This window comes from Luedemannella helvata, assembly GCF_039528415.1.
Lineage (GTDB): Bacteria > Actinomycetota > Actinomycetes > Mycobacteriales > Micromonosporaceae > Luedemannella > Luedemannella helvata.
Map to the genome: position 1 here is coordinate 13,767 of NZ_BAAALS010000018.1, position 18,510 is coordinate 32,276.

Here is an 18,510-nt window from a genome sequence, read left to right on the forward strand (position 1 = left end):
CCCTTCCGTCGGGAGGTCAGAACCGTGGAACGCCAGGCCGAGATCACCCAAGCACCAATCTATCAAATTGAGGCATTTTCATCGTGGCTCGGACTTGATCACGGGTCGATGACCTGGGTGTGTCTGTGCTCCATATAGGACAGCGCTCCTGGTAGAAGGCCTCGACTTTCGCAGTGTTGTTGATCTAGGCGGTGGCTTCGGCCCAGGCTGCGGCGATGGCGAGGGTTTCTGTGGGGGTGGGCTGGTCGGGCCTAGTCCCCCCAGGGTCACCTACCGGGCAGTCAGGACGCTCACCCCGTCGTACGTTGTGGTGTGGACCTTGAAGTGGGCGTCCAGCATCTGGGCGACGTAGTCGAGGCCGGCTACGAAGGGCAGCGGCAGGACCGTGGCCGGATCGGGCCCGCCGTGCGTCGCGACCAGGTCGATCTGGTCGGACTTGAGGAGCCCTTTGGTGACGAAGAGGTTCAGGTCCTCCGGCATGAGGAAGCGCCACAGGTCGACGTTGACGATCCGGTCGAACTGACCGGTCTTGAAGTGTTGCAGCATGAGCCCGAGCAGGTGCCAGTTGGTGTCGCTCTGCGGGGCGTCGTGGTCGAACGTGTGCGAGCCCTCGCCGAGCGCCAGGTCCGCCACGCCGAAGCCGATCGCCAGCGTGCGGTTGGCGGCCAGTTCCTCGCGGATGCCGGTCGGAAGGCTCGCCGGTCGCCCGAGGCCGTTGTGCCGGCAGGCGGCGATGGCGTCGCCGTACAGGCGGACGCGTCCGAGGAGTTCGCCCAGGGTGCCGGGGCTGTGCATCGCCTCGAAGTCGTAGCGGCGGTGCTTGCGGGTCACGTAGTTGATGTTGTCGAGGGTCGCCAGCAGCGCGTGGGTGGGGCGGTAGTGGGGCAGGTGGTACGCCGCCGCGTCGTCACTGAGCTCGAACAGGTCCCGCGCGCCACCGTGGTGGTGGAAGACCCGGTAGAACAGTTCGGTGTCCTCCAGTCCCCAGCGGACGATCGCCTCGTCGAAGCCGCCCACAGCGGTGAACGTGGCCCGGTCGAGGGAGACGTTGTGGCTGAAGCCGAGCAGCCACGGCGCGCGGCGGAAGTCGGCGAGGTGCTGCGGCAGGCAGCAGTTGATGTCGCGGGGATCACCCCGGTAGGCGTCGAGCATCGGTTCGGTCAGCGGCTCGCCGCGGCGTAGCGCGTCGACGCCCACCCAGTCGATGTCGAACCGCCGGCCCAGCAGCACACCCGGCCGGCCGGACCGGCTCGCGTGGAACGACAGGTGGTGGCCGAGCAGGTCCGGATGGGCGACCGTGTCGGAGTCCAGGAAGACGAGGACGTCCGCGCGTGCCTGTGCCGCGCCGGCGTTCCGGTTGGCCGACCGGCCCCGGTTCTGCTCGGCGCGCACGCACGTGATCGTCAACCGGTCGGCGTACTTGTCGACGGCTGGCGTCAGGGGAGTGGGCGAGCCGTCGTCGCAGACGATCACCTCGAACTCGTCAGCCGGCAGGTTCTGCCGGGTGAGCGAGGCGAGCGTGACGTCCAGGAGGGCGACGTTGTCATAGGCGGGGATGATCACGCTCAGGCGGGGTTGGACCATTACCGGCTCACCGTTCCCTTCAGGGCCAGCTGTTCGAGATGTGTCGCCGCGGCCGCCGCGCCGCCGGCCGCCGCGAAGGAGTCCCCGACGCGGCGCGCGCCGGCGCGGTACGCCGGGTCATCGAGTACGGCGGTGACGGCCGCGCGGAGCTGCTCGGCGGTCAGGCCGACGAACGGCACCCGTACGCCCGCCCCGGCGCGGCTGACCTGGTCGGCCACGGTGGGTTGGTCGTAGCGGATCGGCGCGATGACGAGGGGCACGCCGTTGGCCAGCGCCTCGCCGACCGTGCCCATGCCGCCGTGGCTCACGACGGCGTGCAGGTGCGGCATCATCCGCAGCATGGGGACCCGCGACGCGATGAGGATGTGGTCCGGCGGCTGCGGCACGGCGTCCGCCGGGGCGACCAGCACCGCTTGGAGGCGGTCGCCGAGGCCGTCCAGCGCGCGTACCGCCGTGGCGAAGAACTCGCGGGCGACGCTGTCCGCCAACGTACCGACCGTGATGAGGACGTGCTGGCGGTCCGGATCGAACCAGTCCCACGGAAAGTCCTGGTAGGCGGGGCCCCGGCCGAGCGCGGGACCGACCAGGACGCAGGTGTCCGGCAAGGCGGCCGATCCGGTGAGAGCCGCGGTCGTCAAGGCGATGACAAGGTACGGCGAGAAGAGCACGTCGACGTCGTCGCCCGTGGGCAGGCCGGCCTTCTCCCGCAGGCGTGCGAGGTGGGCCCGCACGAACGCCTCCACGTCCGGGGCATCCCCGGGGCTGCGGGTCAGCTCCAGCGCGCTCGGCACGAGGGTCGCCCAGCGCACCCCGTTCCGATGTGCCACGAGGGCGCCCGCGAAGGCGTGCTGGTCGGCGACGAGCACGTCGGGCTGGAAGCCGGTCACGGCCCGCTCGACCGCAGGGAGGGTGAACTGGGCCAGCGGCACCAGGTAGGAGTCCCACACGTGGCGCAACGCCTCGGGCCCGTACCGGTCCTGTTCGGGGTAGAACCGCGAGCCGGTCGGATAGACCGTGGCGTGCGGCCCGACGAGCGGCCGCAGATAGGACTCCGGGCCGCACCAGGCGACCTCGTGGCCGGCGTCCAGCAGCGCCTCGCCCACCGCGAGCGGTGCGTTGATGTGCCCGGCGAGCGGCAGCACCACGAACAGGAAGCGGCTCATCGGCCCACCCTCCGGTCGCTGTTGACATCCACGGTCGGCACTGCTCTCATGTCGTCATGGTGGAGCGAGAGATCACGGTCGATGCGTCGCTGCGGCAACAGGTGGTGTCGACGATGGCCAACCTGCTCGTGCGGATGCTCCGGCTGGAACAGCCGGTGACCGAGGGGTCGAAGCTGGAGGACGAGCTCGGCATGAGCTCGTCGCAGGGCGTGCAGCTGATCCTGGACCTGGAGCGCGACCTGTCCATCATGATCGACGTGGAGGATCTCGACCAGGACGAGATGGTCACCGTGGGCGACCTGGCCGACTACATCACCGCGCACGCCACGCCCCAGTAGCGGCGTCCTCATGGCTCGGCGCCGAATGTCGCCGTGCACAGGTACCGCAGGGTCGGGTCGTAGTCGGCGAGCACCATTGGCTGCCCGCCGGCCAGCTCCCACCACGCCCCGGTGAGCGGCTGCCCGGCCGGCGCCGGGCGAGCGTCGGCCGGCACGTCAGCCGGATCGAGCCCGGTGCCCGTGACGAGGGTCGCCGCCCCTGCGAGCCCGGCCAGCAACCCTGGCACCTGCTCGGGCCCGACCTGGGTGTGGACGCGTACCGCGCCCAACCGGCCGGCGCCACCCGGGGTCGGCTGTCCGGTGCAGAGCAGCGCCACCCCGGCGTGCCGCGCCGGAACCGCCGCCGGCCCCTTCGCCTCGTAGTGCAGCGTGGCCTGCTCGACGATCAGGAGCAGGGCCCGCCGGCAGCCCCCCGAACCGACGTACTCGCGCACGAGCCGCAGCCCGGTGTACGCCGCCGCGACGCCCTGGTCGCAGATGGCGAAGGACTGCGGGTTGCCGGGGCAGACGTGGCTCAGGTACGTGGCGGTCGCGCGGCCGGGCCGCACATCGGGCGCGGCGAACGCCATGACCAGCAGGTCGACCGGCTCGTCCGGCCCGACGATCGAGCCGATGAGCGCGGCGCCCATCTCGCCGTACGAGTGACCGGTTCCCGCCGCCAGCAGGTCCTCCTTCAGGTCCAGCCCGTGCGGTCGGAGAAGGTCCGACAGGTAGGTCCCGATGGCCGCCCGGTGATGCGGGGAGCGGAGAAACTCGCAGTCTCCCTCGAAGATCCGGCGCTCGGCCCGGTTGACGTAGAGAGCGCCCCGGTGACGCGGCGGGACGGCCGCGTGCGTGCGCGGCCGTGCCACGATCTCCGGATTCGTCACGTCGATTCCGCCCATGCCTAGTGTTCGAGGACCATTGCCGAGAACGTCGCGCCGAGCCCGGCCCCGGCGGCGGCGACGAGGTAGCGGTCGCCCGGGCGGAGCAGGCCACGCTCGTACGCCGTCTGGTAGTTGAGGAACGCGTCGGCGCAGAACGCGTGCCCGGCGCTCAGCACGTTGTCCAGCAGGACCCGGGTCAGCGGGAAGTCGAGCAGCCGGCAGACCCGCCGCCAGGACACCAGGTTCACGTTGTGCGGCAGGATCACGCTGATCTCGTCGAGCTTCACGCCGGCGTCGTCGAGCGCCGCCCGGATCACGTCGACCATGGCGGCCTTGTATCCGCGTTGGAAGCGGGCGGAGACGTCCTCCTGCTCGCCGTCGAAGTCGCCGCGCGGCAGGCTGGCGTATGCCAGCAGTCGGTCGCGCGGGCCGTCGAGGCTCACCAGGCACGCGGCGGAGCCCTCCGAGAAGATGGAGGTGTCGGGCAGCAGCCGCGAGTCGCGGGTGAAGGCCTTCTCGCCGGCGAGGATGAGGGCCAGGGCGTCCGGCTCGCCGCACCCGGCCAGCAACCGGCCGGCGATGTCGATCGCGAGGAGCCCCGTCGCGCACGACTGCTGGGTCACCGTGAACGCCTCCGCGTGGCCGAGCCCGCGGTGCCCGCAGAGTTCGTGCAGCGGATTGTGGGGGAACGGCGTGACCACGGGGAAGGCGCGGGCGTGCAGCACGAACCTCACGCGGTGTTCGTTGCCGCGCAGCGCCGTGAGCCGGTCGGTGGCGGCCAGGAGCAGGTCCAGCAGCGAGGCGTCGGTGTCGCGGCGCACCTCGGTCAGCTTGTGGAACCGTTCGAACATCGCCACCTGGATGGGGGACAGGCCCAGCTCGTCGGCCAGCGCGCTGACGGGGACCCGCCGCTGCGGCACGTAGGTGCTCACCGCCTCGATGGCCGTCACAGGTGCTCCGGCTGGGGGATGGGCGCCCGCGTCGGCTCCGCCGGGTCGAGCGCTGCCGCGATGGCGACAGCCTCCATCTCCCGCAACACTGCCTCGAGGTCTCCCGGCGCGAGGTATCGCGTGTCGGTCCAGGCACTGAGGTATATGTCGTCGGTGGCATCCTCGACGTGGACGAACAGGCGCTCGCTGGGCTGGTCGGTCCGGGTCCGCCAGGTGAAGGTGGTCGTCGCCGACGCCGCCGTCACATCGGCCGCGGTGGGGAGGTCGTCGGTCGCCGGGCTCATCCGGCGGTCGTTGAAGAAGCAGGTGAGGTCCAGTTCCTCACCACGCTCCCAGGAGAGCCGGGCGATCAGGTCGGCACGGTCACGCGGGTCGTAGTAAGCGTTCTTGTACGTGCTCATCGCCCGGCGCCTGGCGCGGCCCACTGCCTCGGTGACCGTCATGCCGGCCACGTCGAGGACCCACAGCCCGGTCTGGTTGACCGGTGCGAAGACGTTCGCCAGGTGCTCGTGGAACCGGTTGCTGACCACGACCTGCGCCACGACCGGGTTGCTGCCGGTGACCCGGGCCAGCGCGACCGCGAACACGGCCAGCAGCGGCGCGGTCGACCCGGCCGCGCGCGGGGCGATGATCTGCAGGGCCAGGTGCAGGGCCCGCGACCGGAAGACCGCCTCCCAGTAGCGCGGAGCGTGCGGATCGGTCGACGGCGCGAACCGGCGCGCCGGGATCTCCCGCAGCTGTCGTTCCCAGTACGCCATCGACGCCGCGCTCAGCTTGCGCGCGACGTCGCCGTGTTCCCAGCGGGCGAGCTGCGTGGGCCGCATCGCCTCGTTCGGGGTGGCATCGGAGTCGCCGAGACCGCGCAGCATCGCCGCCCTGGCGTGGGCGTCCATGACCAGGTGGCAATACACGCTCACCAGGTGGGTCGGCGTGCCACGGCACAGCACGACCGCCGTACGCGCCGGCCAGTCGCGGACGAAGTCGTAGTCGTCGCTGCGGTACCGCTGCTGGACCTCGGCGGCGACACCGGCCGGGTCGGCGTCGCCGGCCTCGAACACCTCGAGCGTGATCTCACCGGCCTGGGTTACGACCTGGCGAGGTTCGCCATCCGGCCCGAACGCGAGCCTCGTGCGCATCGAGTCGTAACGCTCCATCTGGCGGCGCAGCCGCGCGGTGACGTCCTCGACGGTGGTGCCGGGCGCCAGCTCCTCGATGAAGAAGATCGGCAGCCAGGACTGTTGGGTCACCATCGCGGTCCAGATCTCGCGCTGGCCCCATGTCAGCTCCTCGACGCCCGAGGTCGTCCCGCGAAAGGGCACGACAATCCGGCTTACCGCGCTCACCATGGGCCGGTCTCCTCGGATCTCTGGTCCTCCGGTCGCCGTCAGCAAGTATGGCCACACGATCAGTTATCTTCAAGCATTTACATGCTTCGAGATCCAGTGATATCAATGTGGCCGACCTTAAGGAGCGACGGTGAAGATCGCCCGTGACACGTGGCTGATATTCCAGCGCCATGTGACGCTGACCGTGCGCAGCCCTGTGCTGATCATGTTCGGCCTCGTCCAACCGATCACCTATCTCGTGATCTTCACCCCGTTCCTGCTGCCCGGGCTGGCCTCCCTCGGAGCCACCACCTACGCGGACGCCTACCGCGTCTACGTGCCCGGCCTGCTCGTGGCGATGTGCCTGTTCGGCGGCCTGTTCTCCGGCTTCGGCCTGCTGGCGGAGCTGCGCAGCGGTGTCATCGAACGGTGCCGCGTCACCGCGGTCAGCCGGGTGGCGCTGCTGCTCGGCCGGGCGGCGAGCGACGTCACGGTGATGCTGGCGCAGGCGGCCCTCATCACCGTCCTCGCGCTGCCGTTCGGACTGCGCGTCCCGCTGGCCGACCTGGTCCTGTCCTACATCCTGCTGGCCCTGATCGGGCTCATGACCACCGCTATCTCGTACGACATCACCCTGCTCATCAAGAACGAGCAGACGCTCGGGCAGGTCATCAACTCGCTGTCGCAGCCGCTGGCGCTGCTCGCCGGCGTGCTGATCCCGCTCGCCCTCGCACCGGCGTGGATCCGCGACGTCGCCCTGTGGAACCCGTTCTCGTGGGCCACGAACGGCATGCGTTCGCTCTACGGCGGCAACATCGGCGACCCCGCCGTGTGGCAGGGCCTGCTCGTCGTCTCCGTGCTGGCGGTGCTGACCATCCTGTGGTCGGCCCGCCTGTTCACCCGCGCCGTGCGCTAGCGCACCCCGCCCGACATCGTCGGCGAACCGAGGGAGAAACCGTGGGCACACCGAGCCTTCGTACCAAGCTGATCGCGGACACCGACCTTGGTGCCGGCAACGTACTGGCGAAGCTGCACGAACATGGCGTCTCGCCCGACGAGCCGGCCATCACGTTCGACGTCGACGTCGACGGCCATCCAGCGTGGACCGCCCTGACGCTCGGCGCCCTCTCGGACCGGGTCGCGGCGCGCGCGGCATGGCTGCGTGAGCGCGGCATCGGCCGGCGCGACCCGGTGGCCATCTATGTCACCTCCGCCGCCGACTGTTTCCTCAACTACCTCGCCCTCACCTGGCTCGGCGCGATCCCCGCCCTGATGAACGGCAACATGCCGGGTGATGTCGCGGTCGAGTTCGTCCGGCGGCTGCGGGTGGTCGGCGCGATCGTCGACGACGTGCACCGGCCGCACCTGGCCGGTCAGGACCTGGCCGGTCAGGGCAGCGAACCGCCACTCCTCTTCGACGCCGCCGACATGGGCGGCGGCGATCCCGCTCAGGCGCCCCCGCACTACCGTCACCACGCGGACGACCCGGTCGCCGTCACCCACTCCTCGGGCACCACACGGATGCCGACCCCGGTGGTGCACTCGCACAGCAGCCTCTTCGCCGCCATCCGTGCGATCCGCCTGACGGAGCCGCGCTCGCACGAGCCCGTACGCCACATGTCGGCGCTGCCGGCGGCCCACGCGGCCGGGATCATCACCCTGAACCAGGCGCTGTGCAACCGGTACGAGCTGCTGTGCCTGTCCGCGCAGGGCGGGCCGTTCGGCAACAACGGCTCGGCGGTGCTCGACGCGATCGAGCGGTGGCGGCCCACCGGCGTGTTCGGGTTCGCTGTGACCTGGGCAGAGCTGGCGGCGCTGGACCTCGCCGGGCGCGACCTCGACTCCGTGCGGGTGTGGTTCAACACCGGCGACTGCGCGCACGAGGCCCACGTGCGCCGGCTCATCGCCGTGGGCAGCCACCCCACGTGGACGTCGCAGGGCATGGTCACCGTGCCCGGCTCTCGGTTCACCGACGGCATCGGGTCGACCGAGATGGGCCACTCGGCGTTCCAGATCACCCACCGGCAGAGCACCGACCGGTACGACCGCTGCGTCGGCAAGCCGTACGCGTTCGCCGAGGTCGCGTTGCTGGACCTGGAGACCGGGGAGCAGGTGCCCGACGGTCAGGTCGGTCACGTCGGGCTGAAGTCGCCCACGCTGGCCCTCGGGTACTGGAACGACTCGGTCAACACCTTCCGGACGCGCCTGGGCGGCTACTACCTGACCGGCGACCTGATGTACCGGGACGAGCAGGGCTACTACTACCACGTCGACCGGGCGGTGGACGCGGTCGAGCTGGGTGGTGGCGAGTGGCTCTACACCGCCCTGGCGGAGGAGCGGGTCCTCGCCCGTTGCCCGGACGTGCGCGACTGCACGGTCGTCGCGCGTCGGGTCGGCGACGAGGTGGTCACCGAGGTCCTGTTGATGCTGGCCCGCGGCGCCGACCCCGACGTCGACCGTACGGGCGTGGTCCGGGAGGCGATCGGCGGTGCGGCGGGGCGGACCGTGCGCAGCGCGCCCGTGGTGAACGAGGACGATATCGTGCTGGGCCCGACGGGCAAGGTCCGCAAGTTCCTGATGCGCCAGCGGCACCTGGCCGCGGTGGGGCAGTCAGGCTGAGTCCCGCGTTCTGGTCGCCGCCGGGCGTGACCCGCATCGGTGTGCGACGTCCTCTCGGTCGAGCACATCGTGTGGAAGCCGCTACCATATGGTGCCAACGCGAGCCGTCCGGAGGTACCCATGCCACGACGTGCGGCCGCGGAGGGCGACACGAGCGCGGCCGGTGAGGAGCGCGGGGCCCAGGCCATCCATCGCGTGCTCACGCTGCTCGAGGTGTTCTCGACGGCGGGCCCTTCGATCTCGTTGACTGAGCTCAGCGAGCATGCCGGACTCGCCGTGCCGACGGCCCATCGCATGCTGCGGGCGCTGCAGTCGCGAGGCTACGTGACGCACGATCCGATCAGCGGCCATTACAGTCTCGGCCCGTCCGTGATGACCCTGGCCCAGGCGGTACTCGTGCGCGGCGAGCAGGACCGGTTGCTCACCCTCGCGATGCCCCACCTTGAGGCCCTTCGCGACCAGACGAACGAGACGACCGGCCTGCACGTCGTGCTCGGCAACAGCCGGGTCTGCATCGCGGAGTGCGTGAGTCCCGAGGTGGTCCGGATGGCGCTTGGCGTCGGTCGGGTGCTTCCCCTGTACGCGGGCGCCGCTGGCAAGGCCCTCCTGAGCGGTATGCGTGACGATGCGCTCGATGCTGTGCTGGCCGACGGGGCTCCACAGCGGCCGGGTCGGCCGACGACCGCCGAGGCGGCGCGGCTGAGGCGGGCGCTCGTGGTGGTACGCGAGGACGGCTACGCGACGAGCGATGAGGAGGCCGCTGCCGGTGCGGCCGCCATCGCCGCGCCCGTTTTCGGCGCGCGGGGCGTGGAGGCGGCCATCGCCATTGCGGGCCCGGCGGCCCGGTGGTCCCGGACGGCGCGGACCGCGGCCGTCCCCCGGCTGCTCGCCACCGTGGCGACGATCAGCGAGCAGCTCGGGCATCGCCCGGGTGGCGACAACCCGCGCGCGGCCCGGCCCCGGCGCGGGGCGACGAGCGGTACTCGCTGACCGCGGCAGGTCGGGGCACCCAGCAAGTACTGTCCACTAAGGACATATTTCGCCGGGCAGTGATGGGCGTCGCTTGACCATGGCTGTGAAAGCCATCTCCATAATGTGGCAGTGATCACGGTGCGCCGCTAGTCAGAGCAGCTAAATGGCAGGCTGAGCTCATGGGCATGCTCGAGACGGCGCGCCGGGCCGGTGGTTGTCAGGATCCCTCGCCGTCGCCTGGCCGCACCCGGGCCGGTCTTCTCGCGCGGCCGCGGCCCTTCCTGCTGATCGCGACGCTGTCGATCTGCGGCACGGTGGTGTCACTCCAGCAGACCCTGATGCTCCCGGTGCTACCCGGGTTGCCCGCCCTGCTGCACACGAGCGTCGACAACGCGTCGTGGATCGTCACCGCCACGCTGCTGTCCGGGGCGGTCTCGATTCCCATCCTGTCGCGGCTGGCCGACATGTTCGGCAAGAAGCGCATGATCATGGTGGCGCTGGCCCTCATGGTCGTGGGCGGCGTGTTGGGCGGGCTGAGTCATGACCTGGTGCCCGCGATCGTCGCCCGGGCGTTACAGGGCGCGAGCTTCGTCGTGGTGCCGATCGGCATCGCGATCATGCGGGACGAGTTGCCGGCCGACCGGGTACCTCTCGGTGTGACGCTGATGAGCGCGACCCTGGCGCTCGGCGCGGGCGCCGCGTTGCCGCTGTCCGGCGTCATCGTGGCGCACCTGGACTGGCGGTCGATCTTCTGGATCACGGCCGTCGCGGGCGTCGCGTCGCTCCTGGCGATCTGGTGGATCGTGCCGGAGTCCCCGGTACGCAGCGGCGGGACCTTCGACTATATGGGGGCGCTGCTGCTGTCGGCCGCGGTGACGGCGCTGCTGTACGCCTTGTCGAAGGGAACGCAATGGGGCTGGTTGTCGCCGCCCACCCTGGCGCTGACCCTCATCGGCCTGGCGCTGCTCGCGGTGCTGGTCATGGTGGAGCTTCGCGCGCGTACGCCCCTGGTGAACGTGGTGGTGGCCGTGCGTCCCGGCGTCATGCTCGTGAACATCGCCTCCGTGCTGTGCGGCTTCGCGATGTTCACCAACATGGTGGGAACCATGCAGCTGCTGCAGCAGAGCCGCGACTCCGGGTACGGGCTCGGTCTCGACGTCCTGCAGGCCGGGCTCTGGATGGCCCCGACAGGGCTGGTCTTCGGCGCCTGGGCCCCCGTCGCCGCGCGGATCATCCGGCGGTTCGGTGACCATGCCGCGCTGCTCGGCGGTGCGCTGATCATGGCGGTGACGTACGTGGGACGGGTGTTCCTCAGCACCGAGCTCTGGCAGGTGGTCTGCGGGTCGGTCCTGGTCGGTATCGGGGTGTCGATGACGTTCGCGGCGATGCCGAACCTCATCATGGCCGCGGTTCCGCACACCGAGACGGCGTCGGCCAACGGCCTGAACACGCTGTTGCGCTCGGTCGGCTCCTCGATGGCCAGCGCCGCGGTGGCCGCGCTGACCACCGTCCTGGTCGTGACCATTGACGGCACCCGGCACCCGGCCTTCGCCGCCTTCGAGATCCTCTTCGCGATCGCGGCGGCAGCCTCCGTCGTGGCCGCCGTGGTGACCCTTCCGCTGATGCGGTCCGGCCGACCCGGGGCGGGTGCCTCCGAGCGTGCGATTGGCGCAGAGGGTGATGTTCACTCCGTCCACGGCGTGGACAACCGCTCGGTCGAAGGTACCGCGACGTAAAGAATAATCGGCGCCGGTCACGTCATTCGAACCAGCGGCCGCTCGTAACAGAATCTGGTAAATTGCCGTCGATAAATTTGTAGAATGCTGTTCAAAATACCCGGGCAAAAAGTGTTATCGGGCAGCTGGCGTATCGACGCACTCAACCCGGTACCGAAACTTTCGCTGCCGGGAGCGGTCCGCGCCCAGCGAGGGCCGTCCCTGGCCTGAGCTGCTAAAACCGCAGATGACGCTCTGGATCGCGAGGACATCTGACCGTCTTTCGACGGACCGCCGGTGCTGCCTGCCTTGAGTGGTGGATGGACTTTCTGGCAGTCTCCAAGCATGTGCATATAGGCGGCCAGAACCCGTGTGAATTCGTTTCCGGACCCGCTTGTCACAGGCGTTGGAATTGGACCATTGCGCGTGGTCAGCGTTTGCGTCCAATACGTGATGCAAGCGGTGTGCCCACCGACCCGGATGCTCGCGCCGTGGCACTGATTGCCCCCCAAACCCATTGATGACAGTGAAAGGCACAGGGATGAGCGCAGAATCCTCGACGCCGAGGCGAAAGGGCCGGCTGGCCGCGCGTTCGGCGTTTGTCGTCGCGGCGGCGGCCGGTCTGGTCGCGACAGCGGTCGTGTTGACCGCGCCGGCGAACGCCGGCACGACGCTCGGTGCGTCGGCGGCTGAGAAGGGTCGCTACTTCGGTGCGGCGATCGCAGCGGGCAGGCTGTCGGACTCCACGTATGTCTCGATCCTCAACCGGGAGTTCAACTCGGTGACGGCCGAGAACGAGATGAAGTGGGACGCTACCGAGCCCTCGCAGGGCAACTTCACCTTCTCCAACGGTGACCGGATCGCCAACCACGCGATCAGCCGGGGTATGAAGATCCGCGGGCATGCGTTGTTGTGGCACCAGCAGCAGCCGTCGTGGGCGCAGAACATGTCCGGTAGCGCCTTGCGTAACGCGGCGATCAACCATGTGACCCGGGTGGCGTCGTACTACCGGGGCAAGATCCATTCTTGGGATGTGGTGAACGAGGCGTTCGCTGACGGCACCAGCGGTGCGCGGCGTGACTCGAACCTGCAGCGCACGGGTAATGACTGGATCGAGGCGGCGTTCCGTGCCGCGCGGGCCGCCGATCCGGGTGCCAAGCTCTGCTACAACGACTACAACACCGACGGCATCAACGCGAAGTCGACCGCGATTTACAACATGGTGCGTGACTTCAAGTCGCGGGGTGTGCCGATCGACTGTGTCGGGTTGCAGTCGCACCTGACCAACGGTCCGCCGTCGGATTACCGGGCCAACATCCAGCGTTTCGCTGATCTGGGTGTGGATGTGCAGATCACGGAGCTGGACATCTCCGGGTCGAGCCAGGCCAGCGGGTACGCCAGTGTGGTCAACGCCTGCCTGGCGGTGGCGCGGTGCACCGGGATCACGGTGTGGGGCATCCGCGACAGCGACTCGTGGCGTACGGGGCAGAACCCGCTGCTGTTCGACGCGAGCGGCAACAAGAAGGCCGCCTACACCTCGACGCTGAACGCCCTCAACGCCGGCGGTACGCAGGTGAGCAACCCGCCGACCACCGCCGCCCCGGTGACGACCCGGCCCGCGACGACCAGCCAGGCGCCGGTCACCTCGGCCAACCCGCAGGGCGGCGCCTGCCGCGTGGCGTACGGGGTCAACGCCTGGAACAGCGGCCTGACGACCGAGATCACCATCACCAACACCAGCGGTACGGCGATCAACGGGTGGTCCCTGGTGTTCACCCTACCGTCCGGCCAGGTGATCACATCCGGCTGGAACGCCAGCTACAGCCCGACGAGTGGGCAGGTCACGGCCCGCAACGTGGACTACAACGGGGCGTTGCCCGCCAACGGGTCGGTCAGCATCGGCTTCCAGGCCACCCACACCGGCAACACGGCGAAACCGTCCTCGTTCACCCTCAACGGAACCGCCTGCACCGCAGCCTGAGCACGACGACGTGCGGGGCGGGCCGCCGGCCCGCCCCGCACGCGACCACCGCCCCGGCCCGACCTTCGGAGAGTCGCTACCGGACCACACCGTTGCCGGCCCGCCGCCCGCGCCCGTCCCCGACCCGCGCCGTCAGGAGAGTTGCCATGTCCGAAGTGACCCGGAGAAACCTGCTCAAGGCGGGCGCGGCGGGGGCCGGCGCCGCACTGCTGCCGGCGGGATGGGTCGCCGTGGCCCATGCTGGTTCCATGGCGCCGTCGCAGGTCCTCGCCGCGAACGATCTGGCCCTCTGGTACGACGAGCCGGCCGGCACCGACTGGCTGCGGGCACTGCCCATCGGCAACGGGCGCCTCGGGGCCATGGTGTTCGGCAATGTCGACACGGAGCGACTGCAGCTCAACGAGGACACCATCTGGGCGGGCGGCCCGTACGATTCCGCCAACACCCGGGGCGCGGCCAACCTGGCCGAGATCCGGCGGCGGGTCTTCGCCGACCAGTGGGGTTCGGCACAGGATCTGATCAACCAGACGATGATGGGCACCCCCGGCGGGCAGCTGGCCTACCAGCCGGTCGGCAACCTCCGGCTCGCCATCGGTTCCGCCAGCGGCGCGTCGGAGTACAGCCGGATGTTGGACCTCACCAACGCCACCGCGACCACCACGTACGTGCTGAACGGCGTACGCCATCAGCGCGAGGTGTTCGCGAGCGCGCCGGACCAGGTCATCGTCATCCGCCTGACCGCCGACCGGGCCAGCTCGATCGCCTTCACCGCCACGTTCGACAGCCCTCAGCGGACCACGGTGTCGAGCCCGGACGCCGCGACCATCGCCCTCGACGGCATCTCCGGCAGCATGGAGGGCGTGGCCGGGTCGGTGCGGTTCCTGGCCCTGGCCACCGCCATCGCGACCGGCGGCACGGTCAGCAGCTCGGGTGGCGCGCTGCGGGTGTCCGGGGCCACCAGTGTGACCGTCCTGGTCTCGATCGGCTCCAGCTACGTCAACTACCGTACGGTCAACGGCGACTACCAGGGCATCGCGCGTACCCGCCTCAACGCCGCCCGGAACAACTCCTTCGACCAGCTGCGCAACCGCCACATCGCCGACTACCAGGCGCTGTTCAACCGGGTGACGATCGACCTGGGTCGCACCGCGGCGGCCGACCAGACGACCGACGTGCGGATCGCGCAGCACGCGAACACGAACGACCCGCAGTTCTCCGCGCTGCTGTTCCAGTTCGGGCGCTACCTGCTGATCTCCTCGTCGCGGCCGGGCACCCAGCCGGCGAACCTCCAGGGCATCTGGAACGACTCGATGAGCCCGTCCTGGGACTCGAAGTACACCATCAACGCCAACCTGCCGATGAACTACTGGCCCAGCGACACCACGAACCTCTCCGAGTGCTTCCTGCCGGTCTTCGACATGGTCAAGGACCTGACGGTCACGGGGGCTCGGGTGGCCCAGGCGCAGTACGGAGCCGGCGGGTGGGTCGCGCACCACAACACGGACGGGTGGCGGGGCGCGTCCGTCGTCGACGGCGCACTGTGGGGCATGTGGCAGACCGGCGGCGCCTGGCTGTCGACGCTCATCTGGGATCACTACCTGTTCACCGGCGACGTGGAGTTCCTGCGCTCCAACTACCCGGCGATGAAGGGCGCCGCCCAGTTCTTCCTGGCGACCCTGGTCGCCCATCCGACCCTCGGGTACCTGGTGACCAACCCCTCGAACTCCCCGGAACTCGCGCACCACGCGAACGTGAGCGTGTGCGCAGGTCCCACCATGGACAATCAGATCCTGCGGGACCTCTTCGACGGGGTCGCCCGGGCCAGCGAGGTGCTCGGCGTGGACGCGACGCTGCGTACCGAGGTCCGTAGCGCCAGGGACCGGCTGGCGCCGATGCGGGTCGGCTCCCGGGGCAACATCCAGGAGTGGCTCGCCGACTGGATCGAGACCGAGCGCACCCACCGTCACGTCTCGCACCTGTACGGGCTGCATCCCAGCAACCAGATCACCAAGCGGGGCACGCCGCAGCTGCATGAGGCCGCCCGCCGGACCCTCGAACTGCGCGGCGACGACGGCACCGGGTGGTCGCTCGCCTGGAAGATCAATTTCTGGGCGCGGCTGGAGGACGGCGCGCGCGCCCACAAGCTGCTCACCGATCTGGTGCGCACCGACCGGCTCGCGCCGAACATGTTCGACCTGCACCCGCCCTTCCAGATCGACGGCAACTTCGGTGCCACGTCCGGCATCGCCGAGATGCTGCTGCACAGCCACAACGGCGAACTGCACCTGCTGCCCGCCCTGCCGGCCGCCTGGCCCACCGGACACGTGGCCGGGCTGCGTGGTCGCGGCGGGTACACCGTGGCGATGGCGTGGACCAACGGGCAGGCCGACGAGCTGCGCGTCCGGGCGGACCGCGACGGTACGGTACGGCTGCGGGCCCGTCTCTTCACGGGCGGTTTCACCCTCGTCGACGTCGCCGACGGCAGTACGCCCGCCACCACCCGGCCGGAGACCGACGTCGTCGCGTTCGCCGTGCGGGCGGGCCACACGTACCGCGCGGCACGCCCCGGGGTCACCCAGTCGCCCATCGTGACCGCCACCGCCACCGCCACCGCCACGGCGGGAGCGCCCTCGTCGTCGGCCCCGATGACGTCGGGCCCTGCGCCGTCGGGGGCCCAGGCGACGTACGCCGTCACCAACTCCTGGGGCGGTGGCTTCCAGGCGACGGTCACGGTGACCGCCGGTCCGTCGCCGATCCAGGGTTGGCGGGTCTCCTGGACGTTCCCCAACGGGCAGGTCATCACGCAGTTGTGGAACGGCTCGCACACCCAGAGCGGGTCGAACGTGACCGTCTCCAACGCGCCCTACAACGGCGTGCTTCCGGCCGGCGGCTCGACCACCTTCGGCTTCATCGCCACCGTGACCGGTACGAACGGCCCGCCGACCAACATCACCTGCACCACCACCTGACCGGCGTGCGCCTGTGGGCGCCGGTTCGCGCCGGTGCCCACAGCGCGGTCAGCGGCCCTCCACGTGGCGTCAGAGGGCGTCGGCCGGGTGGAAGCTCACGATGGTGCTGTCGCTGTCGGCGGTGACCCGCATCGCGCCGGCGCCGCCCGCCTCGGTCTCGTCGATATCGATATCGGTGGGATGCGCAACGAAGTGCCGCAGCATCACCGGATACCGCGGGGAGTTGCCGCCGACGGCCACGATGACCACGTCGTCGCGCGGGTCGTAGGTGACGGACGACAGCGGTATCCGCTCAGCCTCACTGAGGTCGCCGTAGGTCTCGTCCAGCAGTTCGATGGTGACGAGGTCTCCCGCGTGACGGGCGGTCACCTGCTCCAGGGCCGCCGCCCAGTCCGCCCGGTCGACCGTGTCCGTTTCCGGCATCTGCCCCTCCAGGTTTCTCCGCCACCCCTCGCTGATCGCAGGCGGCAACCTCGATCCCAGCGGGAGGCGGTCACTCAACATCTAAGATAAACCGTATTTGAAATGGATTGCCCGTAATTGGTACCAGCCCACAGCAGGTGAGGTCGACATGTCGAGCGACGGTGACGTGCCACGGCGGATCGTGGTCGGCGTGGACGGTTCCGTGGCGTCCGTGCAAGCGCTGCGGTGGGCGCTGGGGTACGCGCGTGCGGCCGGCGCGGCGGTGGAGGCGGTCATCGCCTGGGACATTCCCTCCAGCATGGGGTACGGCCCGACGGTGATAGAGGGCGTGGACATCGCCACTGCCGCACGGGAAGCGTTGGCGGCGATTGTGGAGGGCAACTCCGCCGAGTACCCCGGTGTCGCGGTCACGCAGCGGGCGCTGCGGGGACATCCCGCCGACGTGCTCATCGACGAGGCCGAAGGCGCGGATCTGCTGGTGGTCGGCAGTCACGGGTACGGCGGCTTCGCCCGGGCGTTGTTGGGTTCGGTCAGCCAGCACTGCATCAGCCACGCGGACTGTCCGGTCGTGGTGGTCCGCGGGAATCGTTGACACGGCACCCGGGCCGGCCGCGTCAGAGCCGTTCTGACGCCGGCCGGCCCGGGTGACGGTCTACCGGGACTCGGGTCGCGGCACCACCATGACGGGGCGGAATGCCCGGTGCAGGGTGGCTATCGCCACACTGCCGAGCAGGATCTCCCGGACCGCCGAGCGACCACGCGAGCCGACCACGATCAGTGCGGCACCGCGCTCGTTGGCGCACATGGCCAACGCCTCGGCGACCGACCGGGCGCTCATGCCGTGGTCGCGGTCGGTCGCCACCGTGAGCACCTCATGTTGACCCTGGTCGGGTTCCTCCGCCCGGCCGCCGCCGACCGACACGACAAGCAGTTCGCGGGAGGGGAACAGCCGCTCTGCCGCCGCGAGCGCGTTGCGCGCGCCGGCCGAGCCGTCCCAGCCGATCACGACCGGACCCTTGGACAGCGCGGCGTGTTCCTCCATCAGCAACGGATACGGCGAGACCACCACGGGTTTGGGTGAGTAGTGGACCGCCATGTCGGACACGCTGCCGAGGACCGCGCGGGCACCGCTCAGTCCGCGGGAGCCGACCAGCAGCACGTCCGGCTCAAGTTTCGTCGCAAGTTGGGCCAGGTCGAGTCCTTCGCCGCCGTAGCTGCGTTCCACCAGCGGTTGCGCGTGCCACCCGGCGGCGCGGGCCAGCGCGGTGCCGACCGCCGCGACCCGATCGGCCTCCCACTGTCCCTCACGCTCGATAGCCTCGACGAACTCGTTGACGTGGGCGGTGCCCCGCCACAGTCGCCGGCGCATGCCTTCGCTGGCGAACGGTGGGGTCCACAGGTGTGCGATCCACGCCTGCGCTCCCGGGAACAGGGTGGCTCCGACATCGATCGCCGCCGTCGCCGCGAGGGACCCATCGAATCCCAGGATCACGCGACTGGAAGTTGGAGCTGCCATGTTTGTCACCCTCCCTGGGACAACCTCACGTGCCCGTCCGGAACTTTCTTGTCCCTCCAGCATGGCCGCCAGCGGAGCGTTGCGGATCT

The 18,510-nt window shown here is 70.0% G+C and carries 15 protein-coding genes; 8 read left to right on the plus strand and 7 right to left on the minus strand.

Translation table 11 applies throughout. From position 1 onward, the window contains the following. Positions 1–270 precede the first annotated feature (270 nt). Together ABD191_RS18375 and ABD191_RS18380 are read right to left on the minus strand one after the other, a co-directional pair. Positions 271–1,584 (minus strand): glycosyltransferase family 2 protein, encoded by a 1,314-nt coding sequence (locus ABD191_RS18375; RefSeq protein WP_344083238.1) that lies wholly within the window; start codon positions 1,582–1,584, stop codon positions 271–273. Beyond that, complete coding sequence (locus ABD191_RS18380; RefSeq protein WP_344083240.1) at positions 1,584–2,747, minus strand: glycosyltransferase; 1,164 nt, start codon at positions 2,745–2,747, stop codon at positions 1,584–1,586. Before ABD191_RS18380 ends, ABD191_RS18375 begins: the two co-directional genes overlap by 1 nt. A 56-nt stretch (positions 2,748–2,803) precedes the next feature. Between ABD191_RS18380 and ABD191_RS18385 the strand changes: the two genes are divergently transcribed. Further along, positions 2,804–3,085: an acyl carrier protein gene (locus ABD191_RS18385; RefSeq protein WP_344083242.1), complete on the plus strand. Its 282-nt coding sequence runs from the start codon at positions 2,804–2,806 to the stop codon at positions 3,083–3,085. Between the two features lie 8 nt (positions 3,086–3,093). Here the strand turns inward: ABD191_RS18385 and ABD191_RS18390 are convergent, their stop codons facing one another. From ABD191_RS18390 to ABD191_RS18400, 3 genes are read right to left on the minus strand one after another with little or no spacing between them, the layout of a single operon-like run. Then, positions 3,094–3,954, minus strand: a complete 861-nt coding sequence (locus ABD191_RS18390; protein ID WP_344083244.1) for a 2-hydroxy-acid oxidase — start codon at positions 3,952–3,954, stop codon at positions 3,094–3,096. 17 nt (positions 3,955–3,971) lie between these two features. Continuing rightward, positions 3,972–4,901, minus strand: a complete 930-nt coding sequence (locus ABD191_RS18395) for a 3-oxoacyl-[acyl-carrier-protein] synthase III C-terminal domain-containing protein (RefSeq protein ID WP_344083246.1) — start codon at positions 4,899–4,901, stop codon at positions 3,972–3,974. Further along, positions 4,898–6,247, minus strand: a complete 1,350-nt coding sequence (locus tag ABD191_RS18400) for a condensation domain-containing protein (protein WP_344083248.1) — start codon at positions 6,245–6,247, stop codon at positions 4,898–4,900. Before ABD191_RS18400 ends, ABD191_RS18395 begins: the two co-directional genes overlap by 4 nt. A gap of 130 nt (positions 6,248–6,377) precedes the next feature. Here ABD191_RS18400 and ABD191_RS18405 point away from each other — a divergent pair, with 130 nt between their 5' ends. From ABD191_RS18405 to ABD191_RS18430, 6 genes are all read left to right on the plus strand, one after another. Then, positions 6,378–7,142: an ABC transporter permease gene (locus ABD191_RS18405; protein ID WP_344083250.1), complete on the plus strand. Its 765-nt coding sequence runs from the start codon at positions 6,378–6,380 to the stop codon at positions 7,140–7,142. Positions 7,143–7,183: 41 nt separating this feature from the next. Beyond that, entirely contained in the window at positions 7,184–8,845 is a 1,662-nt protein-coding gene (locus ABD191_RS18410; RefSeq protein ID WP_344083252.1) for a class I adenylate-forming enzyme family protein, read from the plus strand. A gap of 120 nt (positions 8,846–8,965) precedes the next feature. Next, positions 8,966–9,835, plus strand: coding sequence for an IclR family transcriptional regulator (locus ABD191_RS18415; protein WP_344083254.1), 870 nt, complete (start codon positions 8,966–8,968; stop codon positions 9,833–9,835). 161 nt (positions 9,836–9,996) lie between these two features. After that, a complete protein-coding gene (locus ABD191_RS18420; protein WP_344083256.1) occupies positions 9,997–11,553 on the plus strand; it encodes an MFS transporter in 1,557 nt (518 codons plus the stop codon). Positions 11,554–12,073: 520 nt separating this feature from the next. Next, positions 12,074–13,513: a glycoside hydrolase family 10 protein gene (locus ABD191_RS18425; RefSeq protein ID WP_344083258.1), complete on the plus strand. Its 1,440-nt coding sequence runs from the start codon at positions 12,074–12,076 to the stop codon at positions 13,511–13,513. 146 nt (positions 13,514–13,659) lie between these two features. Then, entirely contained in the window at positions 13,660–16,482 is a 2,823-nt protein-coding gene (locus ABD191_RS18430) for a glycosyl hydrolase family 95 catalytic domain-containing protein (RefSeq protein WP_344083260.1), read from the plus strand. A gap of 69 nt (positions 16,483–16,551) precedes the next feature. Here ABD191_RS18430 and ABD191_RS18435 read toward each other — a convergent pair whose 3' ends face one another. Next, on the minus strand, positions 16,552–16,905 hold the full coding sequence (locus ABD191_RS18435; RefSeq protein WP_344083262.1) for a DUF5335 family protein: 354 nt from the start codon (positions 16,903–16,905) through the stop codon (positions 16,552–16,554). Between the two features lie 148 nt (positions 16,906–17,053). Between ABD191_RS18435 and ABD191_RS18440 the strand changes: the two genes are divergently transcribed. Then, complete coding sequence (locus ABD191_RS18440) at positions 17,054–17,497, plus strand: universal stress protein (protein ID WP_344083264.1); 444 nt, start codon at positions 17,054–17,056, stop codon at positions 17,495–17,497. A 60-nt stretch (positions 17,498–17,557) separates the two neighbouring features. Here the strand turns inward: ABD191_RS18440 and ABD191_RS18445 are convergent, their stop codons facing one another. Beyond that, complete coding sequence (locus ABD191_RS18445; protein ID WP_344083266.1) at positions 17,558–18,421, minus strand: universal stress protein; 864 nt, start codon at positions 18,419–18,421, stop codon at positions 17,558–17,560. Positions 18,422–18,510: the final 89 nt, after the last annotated feature.